This is a genomic window from Pseudomonas sp. 37 R 15 (assembly GCF_900004865.1).
Lineage (GTDB): Bacteria > Pseudomonadota > Gammaproteobacteria > Pseudomonadales > Pseudomonadaceae > Aquipseudomonas > Aquipseudomonas fluorescens_AM.
Genome location: NZ_CVTV01000055.1, coordinates 67,039 through 84,462, shown reverse-complemented (window position 1 = coordinate 84,462; position 17,424 = coordinate 67,039). Strand labels below are relative to the sequence as shown.

Below are 17,424 nucleotides of genomic sequence, written 5' to 3'. Positions count from 1 at the left end.
TGTTATTAGTACTGCCGGGCTTTAGCCAGCTGTTCATTGAGTTTTTTTGCAGCGGCATTCGTGCGCTCGCTGGTGGACACCTGCGCCACCCCCACTCGCCACCACGACAGGTAGCCATGCACCATGGTCTTGGGCAGCACCTTGATATCGATCAGGGTCGAAACGGTTTGGGTACGCGCATCGGCCAGCGCCGCTTCAAGCTGTTCCACGCTGCTGACCTTGTAGGTCTTGCAGCCATACGCCGCCGCGCTCATGGCGAAATCCACCGGCACCAGGCCGCCGTCGAGCTTGCCGCTCTCGGGGTTGCGGTAGCGGAACTCGGTGCCGAAGCTGTCCATGCCGTTGCCGATCTGCAGGTTGTTGATGCAACCGAAAGCCATGTTGTCGAGCAGCACCACGTTGATCTTGCGGCGCTCCTGGATCGAGGTGGCCAACTCCGAATGCAGCATCATGTAGGAGCCATCGCCGACCAGTGCGTACACTTCTTTGCTCGGTTCGGCCAGCTTGACGCCGAGGGCGGCGTTGATCTCGTAGCCCATGCACGAATAGCCGTATTCGACGTGGTAGGTGTTCACGCCCTTGCTGCGCCAGGCGCGCTGCAGATCGCCGGGCAGGCTGCCGGCGGCGGCGACAATGATGGCGTCGTCGGCCAGGGTCTGGTTGAGCACGCCGAGTACGCGACTCTGGGTCAGGCAGGAGCCGGTCAGTTCGATAAATTCGCGCAGTACCGCGCGGTCCAGGTGGTCATCGACTTCGGGGACGAAATCATCGCCCTGGTACTCGACCTGATGCACCCGGTCCACTTCGGCATCCAGTTGCGCCCTGGCGTCACGCACCTGGTCGCCCCACCCGGCGCGGTAATCACCCAGCGCATCGGCCAGGGCTTCAAGGGCGACCCTGGCATCGCCCAACACTTGCACGCCGTCGAGCTTCAATGCATCGCACGGGCTGATATTGAGGTTGAGAAATTTCACCTGCGCGTGCTTGAACAGCGATTTGGACGAGGTGGTGAAGTCGGTATAACGGGTGCCGATACCGATGATCAGATCCGCCTCCGGCGCCAGCAGGTTGGCCGCCAGGCAACCGGTCTCGCCAATGCCGCCGACGTTCAGCGGGTGACTGGACACCACCGCGCTCTTGCCCGCCTGGGTTTCGGCGAAGGGGATATCAAAGCGCTCGGCAAAGGCTTGCAGCGCGGCATTCGCGCCGGAGTATTTCACCCCGCCACCGCAGATGATCAGCGGTTTGCGCGTGCCACGAAAGGCCGCCAGCGCATCGTCGAGCATCGCGGCGGTGGGCGGGCGACGTTCGATGCGGTGCACGCGCTTTTGCAGGAAATAGTCGGGATAGTCCCAGGCCTCGGCCTGCACATCCTGGGGCAGCGCCAGGGTGACGGCGCCGGTTTGCGCAGGATCAGTCAGCACGCGCATGGCGTGGATCGCCGCGCTCATCAATTGCTCCGGGCGGTTGATGCGGTCCCAGTACTTGCTCACCGAACGGAACGCATCGTTGGTGCTGATGCTCAAGTCGTGAAACTGTTCGATCTGCTGCAGCACCGGGTCGGGCTGGCGGCTCGCGTAGACGTCGCCGGGCAACAGCAGCAACGGAATGCGGTTGGCCGTGGCGGTGGCCGCTGCGGTGAGCATATTCGCCGCACCCGGCCCCACCGAGGCGGTGCAGGCGTAGATCTTGCGGCGCAGGTGCTGCTTGGCAAACCCGATGGCGGCGTGGGCCATGCCCTGCTCGTTGCGGCCCTGATGCACCACCAGGTCACCGCTGTCCTGCTCCAGCGCCTGGCCGAGGCCCAGCACATTACCGTGACCGAAAATGGTGAACACGCCGGCGACAAACTTGCTCTGCACGCCATCGACTTCGATGTATTGGTTATCCAGGAACTTCACCAGGGCCTGGGCCATGGTCAGTCGGGTGGTGGTCATGTCGCGCCCCTTAACTTTTTTTCAGGTGGGCAATGCTTGCCCCCAAGGCCTGCTGGATATCCGCCAGCTCATGCACGCTTGCCGCAAACGGCTCGAACGACAGGTAGCCGCTGTAGCCGGTGCTGAGCAAGGTGTCGATCTGCGCCGCATTGCCGAGGATGTCGCCCTCGCCGACCAGTACGCGGTGGCCGTCACGGATCGAGTTGAGCGGCGCCTCGGCATCCTCCACGCCGGAGATGTGGACCAGGCCAGTGAGTTCCGGGAAGAACTCATGCTCATTGGCAAGGTGATGATGGAAGGTGTCGTGCACCACACGGAACACATCCAGGCCGCCGATGGCCTTGATCGCGTCAACCGCCACGCGCTTGCGGCGCAGGGCGGATTCTTCGAAGCCCAGGGGCTCGACAAAGCCGAGGATGCCGTATTCGCGCAGGATCGGCGCCAGTTCGCTCAAGGCCGTGCGCAAACCGGCGGCACGCTGGGCATCGGTGCGCGTGTCGCCCGGCTCGTTGAACGGGCACATCACCAGGCCCTGGGCGCCGCATTCACGGGCATAGGCGGCAAGCTCGAGCGCCTGGGCCCGGTGCTCATCGTTCCACACGTCAAAGGGATACAGCGCGTTGATCGACAACACTGTGATGCCCTGCGCCGCGCACAACTGGCGCACGCGGCTGGCCGGCGCGCCGTATTCGATCTGGCGGTCCTTGAGATCATTGCGGATCTCGATGGCATCGCACTTGAGCGACGCGGCCAACTGGATGAAGTCCGGCAGGGACAGGTTGGGTGCGACCATACGGTTAAGGGCAAAGCGTAGCGGCGACTTCATTGTTGTTGTTCTCCGTGCGAAACCGTTCAGAGGTCCAGCAGCCAACTGTGCTGCGGGTCGTTGTGGAAATGCCAGGCACGCTTGGGGCCGGCCATGACGTTGAGGTAATACGACTCGTAACCGTACGGCACGCTAACCGGGTGATAACCCTTGGGCACCACCACCAGGTCGCTGTTTTCCACGGCCATGGCCTGGTCAATACTGCGATCGTCGGTGTACACGCGCTGGAATACGAAGCCCTGGGGCGGATTGATCTGGTGGTAATAGGTCTCTTCCAGAAAGCTCTGGTGCGGCAGGTCATCGATGTCGTGCTTGTGCGGCGGGTAGCTCGATGAATGCCCGGACGGCGTGCGCACTTCCACCACCAGCAATGAATGCGCCGGCTCGCTGTCGGGCAGGATGTCGCACACATAACGGGTGTTGGCACCTTTACCGCGCACGCTGCGCTTGCAGTCTTCGGGACGGATCAGGCGCGGTTCGTAACCCTGCGCACCGGGCGCTGCGCAGACCGCGATCTGCACGTCGCTCAAGGCGGTGACCTGGGCCGCAGTGCCGGGCGGCAGGTAGGCGGCGAACGGCGATTTGTCTTCGAATACCGACTGGCGATCACCGAGATTCTGCCAGTCGAAGCCCTCGCCCTGGATATTTACCCGGCCGCTGAGCAGCACCAGGCACAGTTCGTTATCACCGGCGCTGACCGGCAGGGTTTCGCCCAGGCTCAGGCGATAAGCGCTGAAACCGACATACTCCAGGCGCCCTGCTTCCAGGGCGACCATGGTCTGCCCACGTGTGTTGCTCTTGACCAGCAAGCTCATGATTAAGTCCTCTCGTTGAGAAGCGCACGCAACGTGTCATAACCCTTTTTTGCATAGACATAGCTGGGCGCCACCGCCGGGTCCTGCTCGGCTTCCACCACCAGCCAGCCCTCGTATTTCGCGGCCAGCAGCACATCGAGCAATTCGGCAAAGTCGATATCGCCATCGCCAGGCACGGTGAAGGTGCCGTTGACGATGCAGTCGGGAAAGCTCCACATCTGGTTGCGCGCCAGCTGCACCACGGGGTTGCGCACGTCCTTGAAATGCACGTGGCAGACACGGTCGATGTGTTTGCGCAACACCGCTAAAGGTTCGCCGCCGCCCATGTAGCAGTGGCCCGAATCGAACAACAGGCCGACTTCCGGACCGGTGCGGCGCATCAACTGGTCGATGTCTTCCGGGGATTCGACGTAGGCGCCCATATGGTGGTGATAAGCCAGGCGCACGCCCTGGGACAAGGTGAAACGCGCCAGCTCCGTGAGTTTGTCGGCGTAATCCTGCCAAGCCTGCTCGCTATGGAAACGCGGGCGCTCGATCAGGCGGATGCGCGAGCCCTGGATCGAATCGGCCACCTCGCCGTACACCAGCACTTTGGCGCCGTTGTGTTTCAGTAACTCGACGTGGCCGGCGATGGCCTCGATTTCCTCGGCCACCGAACGCCGCGCCAGGCGGCTGGAATACCAGCCGGAGACCAATGCCAGGTCATAGGGGCGCAGTACATCGCCCACGCCCTTGGCGTCCTTGGGGAATTTGCCGTTGAGTTCAAACCCTTCGTAGCCGATCTCCTTGCCTTCGCTCAAGGCGGTGCTCAGCGGCGTTTCACCGCCCAGGGCCGGCAGGTCGTCGTTGCTCCAGGAGATCGGGTTGATGCCAATTCGGATTGCGGGCATGGCTGCACCTTTATTATTTTCAGGTATCACTGAGATCTGCTTTTTGCTTTATGTGGGAGGGGGCTTGCCCCCGATAGCGGTAGATCAGTGACTGAAGTGTTGCCTGACACTCCGCTATCGGGGGCAAGCCCCCTCCCACATTTGACCTTATTTAATTTCGCGCACTGCGCCAGGCGCTGATGAGTTGCTCGAACGTGGCCTGCACCTGCTGGATCAACGTTTCATCATCGATCTCCCCCGCCATCCACGCCTTGCTCGGCTCCTGGAAGATCGTGCGGCCCACTGCAAAACCACGGCAGGTGGTGCTCTGGCTGGCCTGCTTGAAGCCGTCGGCGAGAAATTGCGCCGACGCATTCAGCCCCAGCAGCACCACACCCCGGCAGTACGGGTCGCGTTCGTGGATCAGTGCATCAAGCTTTTCCCAGTCCTCGGCCGATTGCGCTTCGATCTTCCACCACGCCGGATAGATGCCCAGGTTGTACAGGCGCTTGAGGCTGCGGTAGAGCACGTCGGGATAAGTGGACGGGTGATCCTTGGGCGGGATGACTTCCAGCAGCAGTTCATGACCGCTGACCAGGGAGGCGTCGTACACCGCCTTCAGTTGCGCTTCCTGTTCCAGGCGCAGCATCGGCTCGTCATCGGGATGGTATTGCACCAGGCACTTGATGATCTGTTCCTGGGGCCAGGCGATCAGGTTGCTGCCAACCGAACGGCCGTGCTCGAAGGCCAGCGGGCGCGAATTCTGTACTTCAACCGGGCGCGCGATCCACCAGCCGCGACCGCTGGCGGCGTTGAGCGCGTCCTGGCCGAAGCGCTGGTCGGCCAACAGACCCACATCGGCCTCGACGCCCTGCTCGGCGAGCTTTTTTTCCACGCGTTCGATGGCCTGGATAAACAGCTGCTTGATCTCGCTGATGCGGGTCAGGTCCTGGCCGCCGCGTTGCGCCAGGTCCACCAGTTGCCAGCGATGGTCGAAGGCGAAGATGAACAGTTGCTTCCAGGCCTTGCGCGGCACGCTGACGCGGTGCAGGCGCTGCAGCGTCACATCCTGGTCAGGCCGGGTGATCGGCACCGGGCTGCTGAACAGATAATCCAGCTCGGCAGGCGTCGGCATGGCCGGCGCACAGGCGTGGCGCGAGACGACGAGACCGCCACAGGCATTGGCCAACTGGCTGCAACGCTCATCGCTGGCGTCATTGATCCAGCCGCTGAGAAAGCCCGACATAAAGGCATCGCCGGCGCCCAGCACGTTGAGCACTTCAACCCGCACGCCCGGGTAGATGGCGCCATCTTCCAGCCGCGCCGGGATCGCACCCTGGATTACCGTGCAGCCTTGCGGGCCAAGCTTGACCACCAGGGTGGCCGGGGTCAGTTCACGCACGGTGCGCAGCGCAGTGAGCAAATCTTCACTGCCGCCGGCAATCAGGAATTCTTCTTCGGTGCCGACGATCAGGTCGAAACGCGGCAGGATTTTCTGCACATGCTGGCTGACATTCTGGTCGGCGACAAAACGGGTCTCGCCGTCAGCCTTACCCGCCAGGCCCCACAACACCGGGCGATAGTCGATATCCAGCACGCGCTTGACGTTGTGTTTGGCCGCATAGTCCAGGGCCTGGATGCTGGCCTTGTACACGCCGTCGGTGGAGAAATGCGTACCGGTGATCAGCAGCGCTTTGCTGGAGGCAATGAAGGCTTCGTTGATGTCCTCGGCACGCAGGGCCATATCGGCGCAGTTTTCGCGATAGAACACCAGTGGGAAGGTTTCGCGGTCCTTCAGGCCCAGCAACACCAGGGCAGTCAGGCGTTCCGGGTCGACCTTGATGCCGCTGACGTCGCAGCCTTCACGGGCCAGGGACTCCACGAGGAAGCGGCCCATATGGTCGTCCCCTACCCGGCTCAGCATGGCGGACTTGAGCCCCAGCCGCGCCGTGCCGAAGGCGATATTGGCGGAGGAACCGCCGAGGTACTTGGCAAAGCTGGACACGTCCTCAAGCCGCGCACCCACTTGCTGTGCGTAGAGGTCGACGCCCAGGCGCCCGAGGCAAATCAGATCCAATTGACGCCCACTGGCAAAACGAGTCTGGCCCATGCTGGCTCCTGTTATTTTTATCAGCCTGCGTTGTGCCGCCGTGGCGACGGCAAACGCTCTTGGTGGGAGCAGACTAGAACGTCCGGCGGCGGCAATCAATATTTATTCCATAATTATTTTTAGTGGAATATTTTTTCCAATAAGCCGGCATAATGCAGTGACAGCCGTCGTGCATCGTTTCAGCAGCCCGCGCAGGCCGTGATGCCGAGGTATTTTTTTACGCCTACCCTGTAGACTTGCGCCACCCATCAGCGCACCAGACGAACACGCCAGAAGGATTGCCCATGTCCCGCACCGATCCCGAGACCCATCTGGAAGATCCAATCGCCAGCCCTCCGATCAATGCCGAACGCCTGTTGCAGCTGATCACCGAGGAATACGAAAGCCTGCCGCGCCAACTCAAGCGCATCGCCAGCTACATGAGCCAGCAGAGCGACCGGATCATGGTCGATCGCATCAGCGACATCGCCGGCGAATGTGAAGTGCACCCCTCGGCCATCGTGCGGTTTTCCCAGCGTTTCGGCTTCAGCGGCTTCAGTGAGATGCAGGCGCTGTTTCGCGAGGCGTATACGCACAAGACCACGCCGGTACAGAACTACCAGCAGCGCATCCGCAGCATGATCGCCAACAAGTCGCAGAAGGCCAGCGGCGGCGACCTGGCGCGTGAGTGCGTCAACGCCACGTTATCCGGCATCGAACGGCTTGGGCTTGAGCTTGATGACGCAGCCTTCGACAAGGCCGTGGACCTGGTGGTGAATGCCGACAATATCTACGTGGTCGGTGTACGCCGCTCATTCGCGGTGGCCGACTACCTGGTCTACAACCTGCAGCACACCAACAAGCGCATTCACCTGGTTTCGGGGCTGGGCGGCAGCTACCGCGAACAAATGCGCAGCGTGCGCGCCAATGACCTGGTGATCGCGATCAGCTTTACGCCCTACGGCAAAGAGACCCAGCACTGCCTGCGCATTGCCCAGCATCATCAGGCCAAGACACTGATTATCACCGACAGCAACCTGTCGCCCCTGGCCAAGCGGGCGAACGCTGTGCTGTTGGTCAATGAAGGCTCCTCGTTTGCCTTCCGTTCACTAAGCGCCACGCTGTGCCTGTGCCAGGCGTTGTTCATTGCAGTGGCGTATCGGCTGGAGTTGAAGGTGGACGAGATTCACGAGCAGGTGGGGTTCGACGACTAAGGCTGGTTCACCGCCAACCAAATGTGGGAGGGGGCTTGCCCCCGATAGCAGGGTATCAGTCGCCGAATCGGCTGACTGACACTCCACTATCGGGAGCAAGCCCCCTCCCACATTGAGCCAGGCTCAGATTTAGTGCATGAAAATGGCAATCAGGATAATCAGCGGAATCGGCACGCCGAGGAACCACAGCAGTAATGAGCGCATCTTGTTCTCCTTGATTTAACGAATGTAGTTTTCGGTTTCGACGTACACCACGGCATCCCGGCGGCGACCGCCGAAGGTTGCGGCGAAGCTGGCGAAGAATGCACCGATCAGCAGCGCGACGAAGGTCCACAGCGAGGTGTAGGCCGCGACTTTTGCAGCGGTGTCGGCAGCTTGCTTGGCTTTGACCTTGGCGTCTTCGATGGCTTTACGGGCATCGCCGTAGACCTTGTCGATCCGCGCCTCGGCATCGGCCTGGCTGAGGTTGGTGCGCTGGCTGATCAATTGGGCCAGGTAGGTACGGTCTTCCGGAGCCAGTTGGCCGTCATTGCTCAATGTACGCGCAAAGATGCGACCGACCACGGCATGGGCGGCGTCATCGCTGACCGCTGCAGGGCGGTCGTCGCGGAACAGGCTGTCGACGTAGTAACCGAAGTCGCCACTGTGGGCGCCCTTGGCTACGCTGCCGGCGGCTTGGGACATACCGCTGGCGGCGCCCGACGCAACGCTGGCACCGGCTTTCACGCCGCCGCTGACCACGCTGCTGACCGAACCGACCACCAGCATCGCCGTGATCAGTGTCGCGACCGCCCAGGCCAGGAAGCCGTGTGCGGTGTCACGGAAGTACACCTCATCGCCATGCAGATTGGCCCACTTCACGCGCAACCGACCGGCAATATAGCCGCCCAGACCCGACGCAACGATTTGGGTGAATGCCAGCCAGACAATCGTGGAAATGCCAAGCCCCTTGGCGCTCATGCCGCTGTCGGCCCACGGCGACACCGCCGAAAAACCCAGGCCGAAGCCCAGCAGCACCAGGATCAGGGACAGTGCGGCAGCCGCGGCCGCCCCAGCAAAAATCGCCCCCCAGGAAACCCCGGAGAGCGCGCTTGACTCTTGCAGCGTGGATGAGGATGTGATCATTGTTGTTTTGCTCCAGGCATGAAAAATAGTGTTACAAGTCTCAAAAAGGACAGTGCAGGCAGCGTGCCAGCCAAGGCAAAAAATAAACTTCTTATATTTCAACAAGTTAACTAAATTGAACTTCTTAAAATCATGCAAGTTGCAAGAATGCTGTTTTGGGAACGGGCGTTATGCATTCTCCTGTTGAACACCCGATGTGGGAGGGCGCTTGCGCCCGATAGCGGTGTGTCTGGTAAGAATTGATAGCCTGACCTACCGCTATCGGGGGCAAGCCCCCTCCCACACTGATTTGCCTAGATGAAGTTTTATTTAGGAAACATTCAGCAACTTCTTGGCAAAATGCCCGCACTTCTAGTGTGAACGCTCACCAGGTAATCCTATGACCCGCATTTTGACCATCGAGGATGACGCCGTAACGGCCCGCGAGATCGTCGCCGAGCTGAGTAGCCATGGACTGGACGTAGACTGGGTGGACAATGGCCGCGAAGGCCTGGTCCGTGCCGTCAGTGGTGATTACGATCTGATCACCCTCGACCGCATGCTGCCCGAACTCGATGGCCTGGCCATCGTCACCACCCTGCGCACCATCGGGGTGTCGACGCCGATTCTGATGATCAGCGCCCTCTCCGACGTGGACGAACGCGTGCGCGGCCTGCGCGCCGGCGGTGACGACTACCTGACCAAGCCCTTCGCGTCCGATGAGATGGCCGCCCGCGTCGAAGTGCTGCTGCGACGTAAAAGCACGGTCAAGGAATTCGAAACCGCCCTGCGCGTGGCCGACCTCGAACTGAACCTGATCAGCCGCGAAGCCAGCCGCGCCGATCAACCGCTGAGCCTGTTGCCCACCGAGTACAAGCTGCTGGAATTTCTGATGCGCAACACCGGGCAGATCCTGTCGCGGATGATGATCTTCGAGGAAGTCTGGGGCTATCACTTCGATCCCGGCACCAACCTGATCGACGTGCACATCGGTCGCCTGCGCAAGAAAATCGACCCACCGGGCCTCACGCCGCTGATTCGCACGGTACGAGGCTCGGGATATGTCATTGCTGAACCCCTCTAAGGGCTGGCGCTCTTCCAGCAGTCGGTTGCTGGCGCTGTACAGTTCGCTGTTCGTCGCGTGGAGCTGCATCCTCATGGGGGTGCTGTATTACGAGGTGTCGGGTTACCTCAGCGACCTGTCACGCCATTCGCTGCTGCAGCGCCAGCATCTGTTCCAGCGCTTCGACGGTGAAGAACTGGTGGAGGCGCTGACCACCAGCATGACGTTCGACATGAAAGGCGTGGATGCCTATGGCCTGTTCGACGAACAATTTCGTCCTTTGAGCGGGCCGATCCGCGCCGTGCCGCCGGACTTGCCGCTCGATGGCAAGATCCACGCCCTGGCCAACTGTGTCGATTCCGATGACCCGAAACTGCCCAAGGACAGCTGCGACGCCGTGGCTACCCACACCGAAGACGGCCGCTGGCTGGTGCTGGTGCGCGCCAACGGCTCGCTGTTCGGCGTGACCCGCATCATCTGGCATGCCCTGCTGTGGGCCCTGTCGCTGACCATCATCCCAGGCGCCGCCGGCTGGCACCTGCTGCGCCGCCGTCCGCTGCGGCGCATTCGCGGCATTCAGGCGAGCGCGGAGGCCATCGTCGCCGGCGACCTGACGCATCGCTTGCCGCTGTCGAACCGGCGCGATGAGCTGGACATGCTCGCAGCCATCGTCAACGCCATGCTCGACCGCATCGAAAAGCTGATGAACGAGGTCAAGGGTGTGTGCGACAACATCGCCCACGATCTGCGCACCCCGCTGACGCGCTTGCGTGCGCAGCTTTACCGCATCAAGCAACAAGCGGAGGAAGATTCGGCCCATGCGGTGAAGCTCGATGACGCGATTGCCGAAACCGACACGCTGATGGCGCGTTTTCGCGGCTTGCTGCGGATTTCGGAACTGGAAGACCACCAGCGTCGTTCGGGCTTTCTGGTGATGGACCCACTCCCGCTGTTGCGCGAGCTGCACGACTTCTACCTGCCCCTGGCCGAGGAAGGCGAGCTGCAACTGCTGCTGCAGACCCCGGATTCACTGCCCTGGATTACCGGCGACCGCGCGCTGCTGTTCGAGGCCCTGGCCAACCTGCTGAGCAATTCGATCAAGTTCACCCCGCCGGGCGGCACGGTGATCCTGCGCGCGCTCAATGATGTGGGCAGCACCCGGATCGAAGTGCTCGACTCCGGGCCGGGGATTCCTGCGGCCGAACGCGCCTCGGTGTTCCAACGCTTCTATCGGGTCGATGAGAGTGACCAACAAGGCGGGTTTGGCCTGGGCCTGTCGATTGTCGCGGCGATCATCAACCTGCACGGCTTCAAGCTGGACGTGGCCACCAGCGAACTGGGCGGCGCGCGGCTGGTGCTGGAGTGCCGCCAGCAATTGATGCCTGAGTAGGTAAAGGTCCAAATGTGGGAGGGGGCTTGCCCCCGATGACGGTGTGCCTGCTACAGATAAGCTGGCTGACACACCGCTATCGGGGGCAAGCCCCTCCCACATGGGTACCTGGCCACTCAGTTCTACAGCACACTCCCCATGGCCTTGATCAACACCGGGTCGCGCGCGTAGATATCCGGCGCGTACACCAGGCTTCCCTGGCGATCCACTTCCACCGTCCAATACCCCAGCAGCACCGGTACCGGCGTGGCCAGCCTGAATTCATGGGTGACGCCGGTGGCCAGCAGCTCATCGCTGCGCGTACGTTCGGCAGGGCTCACCAACAGGTCGCGCAATAGCAGCGGTTGTTCGACGCGCACGCACCCTGAGCTGAACGCCCGCGGCCCCTTGGTAAACAGCGGCTGGCTCGGCGTGTCATGCAGGTACACCGAATACGGGTTGGGAAAACGCATCACAATCTTGCCCAACGGGTTGCGCGGCCCCGCCTCCTGGCGCAGCAGGATATTGCCGGGGCGCGCCCAGTCGACCTGATCCGGGGTCAGCGGGTGGCCTTCGGCGTCAAGCACTTGCAGGTTCTGCTGGCGCAGATAGTGCGGATTGAGGCGGATGGCCGGCAGCTTGTCCTCGCGCATGATGGTGGGCGGGATGGTCCACGTAGGGTTGAGGGTCAGTCGCGTGATGCGCGACTTGAGCAGCGGTGTCTGGCGCTCGGCGCGGCCCACTTGCAGGCGGGTCTGCCACACGGGAATGCCGCCCTGATACACGCTCAGTTGCGCGGCCGCAATATTGACCACCACGCCTTCGGGCTCCAGGTCCCGGGCCAGCCAGCGGAACCGCTCGAGGTTGATGCGCAACTGGTCGCGGCGCGTCAAAGGGCTGATATTGAGTTCGGCCACGGTGCCGGCGCCGATCACACCGTCGGACTGCAGGGAATGGCTGAGCTGGAAGGCCTTGACCGCAGCGACCAGGTCGGGGCGGTACTGCCTGGCGCTGCCCTTGGGTTCCTGGGTCAGGTACCCGCCGCGGTACAGGCGCCGCGCCAGTTCCGGCACCCGTGGGTCTTCCATGCCCGGGCGCAACAGCGGCCCATTGCTCACCGCCTCCCACTGCGGCAGCGGCTGCTGGCGCGCACTGGAATAGGCGTTGCGCAGGCTGCGATACAAATCCGCGCTGGGACGCGCCTGGTCGAACGCCTGGGCCATGTCCTGCAAGCCGGTGGCAGCGAAGGCCAGCACGGCGGTGTCTGGCTCATCGACAGGCGGTTGGGCGTGCCAGAGCGGTTCGAAGCGCGATTGCTGCAGGCGCCCGAAATGCAAATCCTGCAGGGCCTGGAGGTACTGCTGGCTGATCGCGATATCGCTGCACAGCACATTCGCCGTGGCATCTGCAGCGGGCAGGCTATAGTGGGTGGGGTCCAGACCGTCGTCGGCCAGCATCAGCAACTGGCTGTGCAAGGCCTGTCGACGCTCGTCGGCCGACCACAGCGGCGCGTCGCCTTGCTGCTGGTAAAAGGCTTGCAGGCGCAATTGCGCGCTGGCGTCGATACGCGGCGCGAGCTGCGGGCAGACACTGGGCAACTGCGCCAGGGCCTGTTGCAGCGGCGCCAGGTCGATCGGTGCCGGAGTCGTGACCGGCAACGGCTCCAGCGGCGGCGCTTCGGCCGTGGCGACCAGTGGTGTAACGAGCAGGCAAATGCTCAAGTAACATGCGTGTTTTTTGAACAATTGACTTAGCTCCACTCCACAGCGGGGACTCGACTGTAGATGCTGACTTTAATGCGCCGGCTCGGATTAACCACCCTGGGCCTGATCACTGCGAGCCTGGCGTTATTGAGCAATGTTGCGCTCGCCGCCAATGGCCCTTCTCCTTCCTTGTATAGCAGCCTGGCGCGCTCGGCTCCAGAACTCAATCCCATCGTGCTGAAAAGCGCCCTGGGCGCGGTGCAGTGCGCAGTCAATAACGGCGAGGAACGTTCCGATCGCCTGGCGGTGATTGACTACTCCCAGCCTTCTACCGCCCGTCGGCTGTGGATCTTCGACCTGCGTAAACAGACCCTGGTGCTGCGTGACCTGGTGGCCCACGGTGCCAGGTCCGGCGAAAATTTCGCCACCGAATTTTCCAATCTCGAAGGCAGCCACCAGTCCAGCCTGGGGCTGTTCCGCACCCAGGAAAGCTACCTCGGCACCCACGGCTACTCGCTGCGCATGGACGGCCTGGAGCCTGGCTTCAATGACTTGGCCCGCGACCGCGCCATCGTGATTCATGCCGCCGACTACGTCAGCCCGCTATGGAGCAAGCGCGAAGGGCGTATCGGCCGAAGCCAGGGCTGCCCGGCGGTGCGCCCGCAAGTCGCACGCCAAGTGGTGGACAAGCTCAAGGACGGACAATTCATGTTCTCGTGGTACCCCGACCAGCGCTGGTTGAAGTCTTCGACCTATCTCAATTGCAAACCCCAACAGGTGGCGAGTAGTCGTACAATCCGTGGCGGATAGCCTGTCCCACAGATAAAAGAGAGCGTCGCATGCTTCTACACAAGTCCACCTGGATCGAGATCGGGCAGTTTCTGCAGCGCAGCCGCACGGTGATAATCCCCATCGGCTCCAACGAGCAACACGGCCCCACCGGCCTGCTGGGCACCGACTGGATGTGCCCGGAGATCATCGCCGTCGAGGCGCAGAAGCAGGCTGATATCCTGGTCGGCCCGACGTTCAACATCGGCATGGCCCAGCACCACCTGGGCTTTCCCGGCACCATCTCGCTGCGCCCTTCCACCTTTATTGCCGCGATCGGCGACTGGGTGCGCTCGCTGGCCGGGCATGGATTCGACAAGATCCTGTTCCTCAACGGCCACGGCGGCAATATCGCCACCATCGAAGCGGCGTTTTCCGAACTCTACGCCGAAGCCAGCTTCGCCCGCCGCCCGGCCGGGTTCGCATTGAAGCTGGTCAACTGGTGGGACCTGGAAGGCGTCACCGACCTGGCGCAGCGCCAATTCCCGGTGGGCCATGGCAGCCACGCCACGCCGTCGGAAATCGCCGTGACGCAATGGGCCTACCCTGACTCGATCAAGTCGGCCGAGTACTCGCCGCAAATCGCCGGCACCGGCCCGATCCGTGAAGCGCTGGACTTCCGCGCACGCTTCCCCGACGGGCGCATGGGCTCGGACCCTGCATTGGCAACGGTGGACAAAGGCGGTGAGTTGGTCGCGCTGGCGGCGCAGGGGCTGGTCAAGACGGTCACTGCCTTCAGCAACGAGGCAAAACCCTGAATGTGGGAGGGGGCTTGCCTCCGATAGCGGTGGGTCAGTAACAAATTAGCTGACTGACCCACCGCGATCGGGGGCAAGCCCCCTCCCACATTTAATCTTTATTCCAGTTCAAGGTTACTGGCAATCCTGCGCCGCCTGCTCGAGCCGCGACGCCTTGATCGCCGAAGCCAACGGTTTGCGCTCATACAGGAACACCTTGGTGCCATCCTGGGATTTGTAAGCTTCCAGCACATCATCGGCCGCGATCTTGCTGGTCAACAGCACCTTGGCGTGGCGTGAGTTCTGCGTCACGGTCGAGGTGATGCCGTGCTTTTCAAGCTTGGGCAATACGCATTGCACATAGCCTTCAGGGGTTTTGGCGGTGTGCAGGGTCAGCGATGGGGCATTCGGAGCCGTGATACAACCGGTCAGCGCCAGGGAAGCTAGGGCCAGGGCCGGGGCGAAAAAAGCGCGCATAAACATTCCTGAAAAATAACAAAATAGGTGCCTGTCGATCCGCGTATCAACCTGCGCGGACCAGGGCTTTTAGGGAGGCGTCAAACTGCTTCAAGGCATCTTGTTGTACATCTCGCTGCTGCTCGATCTGCGCGGCAATCTCGAGTGCTGACTTGTCATGCACCCACACCGACGGCACCTGCTTGTCCACCGAGCCTTCGGCCTTGGCAATGTAGTGCAGATCGGCATCATAGAAACGTGCAGTAAAGTGCGCCTCGACCACATCGTTACGCTGGGTCAGCAATTGGTTATGGGTATCGAGCACCACGGCGACGTCCGGATGCGCCTGCACCAGAGCATCCAGGCTGCCATAGACCGTCACCGAGACAAACGTGCCTTGCAACGAGTTCATCAGCCAGTCGATGGCCAGTTCCGGATCGGAACTGTTGACGAACGCCTCGCGGATACGCGCGTCCAGGGCATCCTTGGCGCCGTTCAACGCCATGGCGTGGTAGCGCTCAAGGTAGCTGAGGTTGTCGCGCGTGTTTTCGCTGTACAACACCCCCACCGACTGGGCGCGCTGCAGGGAGTTTACGCTAGCGGCGAGTGGCAGCAAATGGCCCGTACGCAGCTCATCGGCAACGGCCGGGTTGGTCAGCACGGCAGTGCCGAGCATCAGGGTGATCAAACCCAGCTGGATCAGAGTCCTCATCGCGCATTTCCTTGAGTCGCGTTTCGATGAGCGGATTTTGCGCTTTTGCCGTAAAAACAGAACGTGTGATCCTTGATGGTGACTATCATTTGAACCGATAGTGTCAGGGAGCCCCGCCCCATAAAACTATAAGGACCATGCCATGAAGCGTCACCAGAAAACCTTCGACCGCATCCGCGAGGCGGTATTGCCGGAGTTCCGCGAGCGCGTCGCCGATTACCTGGCCGAGTATGAAGACGTGCTGCTGAGCGAGACGAGCGTTGCCGCCGAGCAAGCGGCCAGCGCCCAGCAACTGCGTGGCTACCTGCGCGGTTTGAACACCACGCGCGTGCTGGGTATGGCCGATTGGGAAGACCTGGACCGGCGCGTCGCGCAAATGAACGAGAACCCTACATCCCAGGGCGTGGCTGGTTGATCCATGCCTGCACGGATGGCCTTTGCCATTGACGCCGGGCGTAAGCCACCAGCTGCGCGGGCACGGCGTCGCCGTTGAGGACCAGGCGATTGAGCATCACCGCCAGGTCCACGTCGGCAATTGACCAGGTGCCGAACAGGTACTCACGGTCATCCGCCAGCAAAGCATGCGCCACATTGATCAACCTGCCTGCTGCCGCGTCGGCTGCCGGCGACAGCGGCGGCATCTTCTGCCCGCAGAACACCACCAGGGTCGAGCGCTCCTGGCGAATCGGCAGCAAATCGCTGCGCACCCATGCCTGCACTTGCCGCGCCCTCGCCCGCTGCTGCGGATCGAGCGGATAAACGCGGGTCTCGGGATAGGCCTCGTCCAGGTATTCAATAATCGCCGAAGACTCCGACAAGGAGAACTCGCCCTCCTCCAGTGTCGGCACCCGCTGGGTCAGTGACAGTCGCGCGTAATCCACGGCCTGGTGCTGGCCTGCGTCCAGGTCCAGGGGCACGGTCTCGAACGCCAGGCCCTTTTCCCGCAAGGCGACGAACACCGACATGGCATAGGGGCTGGTAAACAGCGAATCAACGTAGAGGCGCAGCGGACCGTGGCTCATGGACCATCTCCTTGAAATGAGGCTCAACGCTACGAGATCCCGGACGATAAAGACAATGCGGTGTTTTTATGGGGGCATTCCTGGCGGGAATAGCGCACATGGCGGCTCAATAGGGCTAACCCGCGAAGCCACCGGCGTTGAGGAAGTCCTGCTCTTCATCGGTGGTCTCCCTCCCCAGCACCGCATTGCGATGGGGAAAGCGCCCAAACCGCTGAATAATCCGGGCATGTTCCTTGGCCCAGTGGTAGGTGCTGGCGTCCAGGTGCTGATTGAGCGCGATGGAGCGTTGCTGGTCGCGAGGGTCTTCGGAGTGTTCAAACGGCAGATAACAAAACGCCCGCAGTTCCGGTTCGATCAATGCGTCCAATCCTGCATCGACCATCCGCTGCGCATACAGGCGTGCCAGCGGGTCGGTGGCGAACATATGCGCGGTGCCGCGAAAGGCGTTGCGTGGGTATTGGTCCAGCAGGATCAGCAAGGCCAGCGCGCCGTAAGCCGAGGCCAGCCAATCGTCCAGCTCGCGCCGTGCCGCTTGCAGATGACTGGCGTAGAAGGCCTCGCGAAAGGTCGCGTCGAACTGATCGTTCTTGGCAAACCAATGCGTTGGGCCAGCCTGTTTCCAGAATTCGATCACGGCCTCGGCCGAGGGTGGGTTCACGCGTGTCATCCGTACCTCCGAT

18 protein-coding genes are annotated in these 17,424 nt (G+C 62.0%); 7 read left to right on the top strand and 11 right to left on the bottom strand.

All coding sequences use genetic code 11. The features are described from left to right. Positions 1-5: 5 nt before the first annotated feature. The 5 genes from iolD to iolC all read right to left on the bottom strand — a co-directional run bounded on the left by iolD (position 6) and on the right by iolC (position 6,557). Positions 6-1,937, bottom strand: a complete 1,932-nt coding sequence (iolD, locus tag BFQ04_RS20875) for a 3D-(3,5/4)-trihydroxycyclohexane-1,2-dione acylhydrolase (decyclizing) (RefSeq protein WP_065952394.1) — start codon at positions 1,935-1,937, stop codon at positions 6-8. 10 nt (positions 1,938-1,947) lie between these two features. After that, positions 1,948-2,763 (bottom strand): TIM barrel protein, encoded by an 816-nt coding sequence (locus BFQ04_RS20870; protein ID WP_065952393.1) that lies wholly within the window; start codon positions 2,761-2,763, stop codon positions 1,948-1,950. Between the two features lie 26 nt (positions 2,764-2,789). Beyond that, entirely contained in the window at positions 2,790-3,578 is a 789-nt protein-coding gene (gene iolB, locus BFQ04_RS20865) for a 5-deoxy-glucuronate isomerase (RefSeq protein WP_065952392.1), read from the bottom strand. 2 nt (positions 3,579-3,580) lie between these two features. Continuing rightward, positions 3,581-4,468 (bottom strand): myo-inosose-2 dehydratase, encoded by an 888-nt coding sequence (gene iolE, locus BFQ04_RS20860; protein WP_065952391.1) that lies wholly within the window; start codon positions 4,466-4,468, stop codon positions 3,581-3,583. A 151-nt stretch (positions 4,469-4,619) separates the two neighbouring features. Further along, positions 4,620-6,557 (bottom strand): bifunctional 5-dehydro-2-deoxygluconokinase/5-dehydro-2-deoxyphosphogluconate aldolase, encoded by a 1,938-nt coding sequence (gene iolC, locus BFQ04_RS20855; RefSeq protein WP_065952390.1) that lies wholly within the window; start codon positions 6,555-6,557, stop codon positions 4,620-4,622. On the opposite strand from iolC, the gene BFQ04_RS29465 reads away from it, so the two are divergent. Then, positions 6,556-6,759: a hypothetical protein gene (locus BFQ04_RS29465; RefSeq protein WP_137200778.1), complete on the top strand. Its 204-nt coding sequence runs from the start codon at positions 6,556-6,558 to the stop codon at positions 6,757-6,759. The two genes, iolC and BFQ04_RS29465, sit on opposite strands and share 2 nt — an antisense overlap. An 82-nt stretch (positions 6,760-6,841) precedes the next feature. Continuing rightward, on the top strand, positions 6,842-7,750 hold the full coding sequence (locus BFQ04_RS20850) for a MurR/RpiR family transcriptional regulator (RefSeq protein WP_065952389.1): 909 nt from the start codon (positions 6,842-6,844) through the stop codon (positions 7,748-7,750). Positions 7,751-7,969: 219 nt separating this feature from the next. Here the strand turns inward: BFQ04_RS20850 and BFQ04_RS20845 are convergent, their stop codons facing one another. Next, positions 7,970-8,875, bottom strand: coding sequence for a hypothetical protein (locus BFQ04_RS20845; RefSeq protein WP_065952388.1), 906 nt, complete (start codon positions 8,873-8,875; stop codon positions 7,970-7,972). 379 nt (positions 8,876-9,254) lie between these two features. On the opposite strand from BFQ04_RS20845, the gene BFQ04_RS20840 reads away from it, so the two are divergent. Next, positions 9,255-9,938: a response regulator transcription factor gene (locus tag BFQ04_RS20840; protein ID WP_010564812.1), complete on the top strand. Its 684-nt coding sequence runs from the start codon at positions 9,255-9,257 to the stop codon at positions 9,936-9,938. Further along, positions 9,916-11,307 carry a sensor histidine kinase gene (locus BFQ04_RS20835; RefSeq protein ID WP_065952387.1) on the top strand — a complete coding sequence of 464 codons (1,392 nt, stop codon included), beginning with the start codon at positions 9,916-9,918 and terminating at the stop codon, positions 11,305-11,307. Before BFQ04_RS20840 ends, BFQ04_RS20835 begins: the two co-directional genes overlap by 23 nt. A gap of 122 nt (positions 11,308-11,429) precedes the next feature. Here the strand turns inward: BFQ04_RS20835 and BFQ04_RS20830 are convergent, their stop codons facing one another. After that, entirely contained in the window at positions 11,430-13,031 is a 1,602-nt protein-coding gene (locus BFQ04_RS20830) for a L,D-transpeptidase family protein (RefSeq protein WP_065952386.1), read from the bottom strand. A 39-nt stretch (positions 13,032-13,070) separates the two neighbouring features. On the opposite strand from BFQ04_RS20830, the gene BFQ04_RS20825 reads away from it, so the two are divergent. After that, positions 13,071-13,799 (top strand): murein L,D-transpeptidase catalytic domain family protein, encoded by a 729-nt coding sequence (locus tag BFQ04_RS20825; protein ID WP_065952385.1) that lies wholly within the window; start codon positions 13,071-13,073, stop codon positions 13,797-13,799. 29 nt (positions 13,800-13,828) lie between these two features. Further along, positions 13,829-14,575: a creatininase family protein gene (locus BFQ04_RS20820; protein ID WP_065952384.1), complete on the top strand. Its 747-nt coding sequence runs from the start codon at positions 13,829-13,831 to the stop codon at positions 14,573-14,575. Positions 14,576-14,689: 114 nt separating this feature from the next. On the opposite strand, the gene BFQ04_RS20815 is transcribed toward BFQ04_RS20820, so the two are convergent. Further along, positions 14,690-15,031, bottom strand: a complete 342-nt coding sequence (locus BFQ04_RS20815; protein WP_065952383.1) for a hypothetical protein — start codon at positions 15,029-15,031, stop codon at positions 14,690-14,692. A 46-nt stretch (positions 15,032-15,077) separates the two neighbouring features. Next, entirely contained in the window at positions 15,078-15,722 is a 645-nt protein-coding gene (locus BFQ04_RS20810; RefSeq protein WP_065952382.1) for an ATPase, read from the bottom strand. A gap of 142 nt (positions 15,723-15,864) precedes the next feature. Between BFQ04_RS20810 and BFQ04_RS20805 the strand changes: the two genes are divergently transcribed. Further along, on the top strand, positions 15,865-16,137 hold the full coding sequence (locus BFQ04_RS20805; RefSeq protein WP_065952381.1) for a hypothetical protein: 273 nt from the start codon (positions 15,865-15,867) through the stop codon (positions 16,135-16,137). Here BFQ04_RS20805 and yfcF read toward each other — a convergent pair. Beyond that, positions 16,112-16,744: a glutathione transferase gene (gene yfcF, locus BFQ04_RS20800; RefSeq protein ID WP_065952380.1), complete on the bottom strand. Its 633-nt coding sequence runs from the start codon at positions 16,742-16,744 to the stop codon at positions 16,112-16,114. The genes BFQ04_RS20805 and yfcF overlap by 26 nt on opposite strands. Before the next feature lie 115 nt (positions 16,745-16,859). Next, on the bottom strand, positions 16,860-17,411 hold the full coding sequence (locus BFQ04_RS20795; protein WP_065952379.1) for a DUF924 family protein: 552 nt from the start codon (positions 17,409-17,411) through the stop codon (positions 16,860-16,862). Positions 17,412-17,424: the final 13 nt, after the last annotated feature.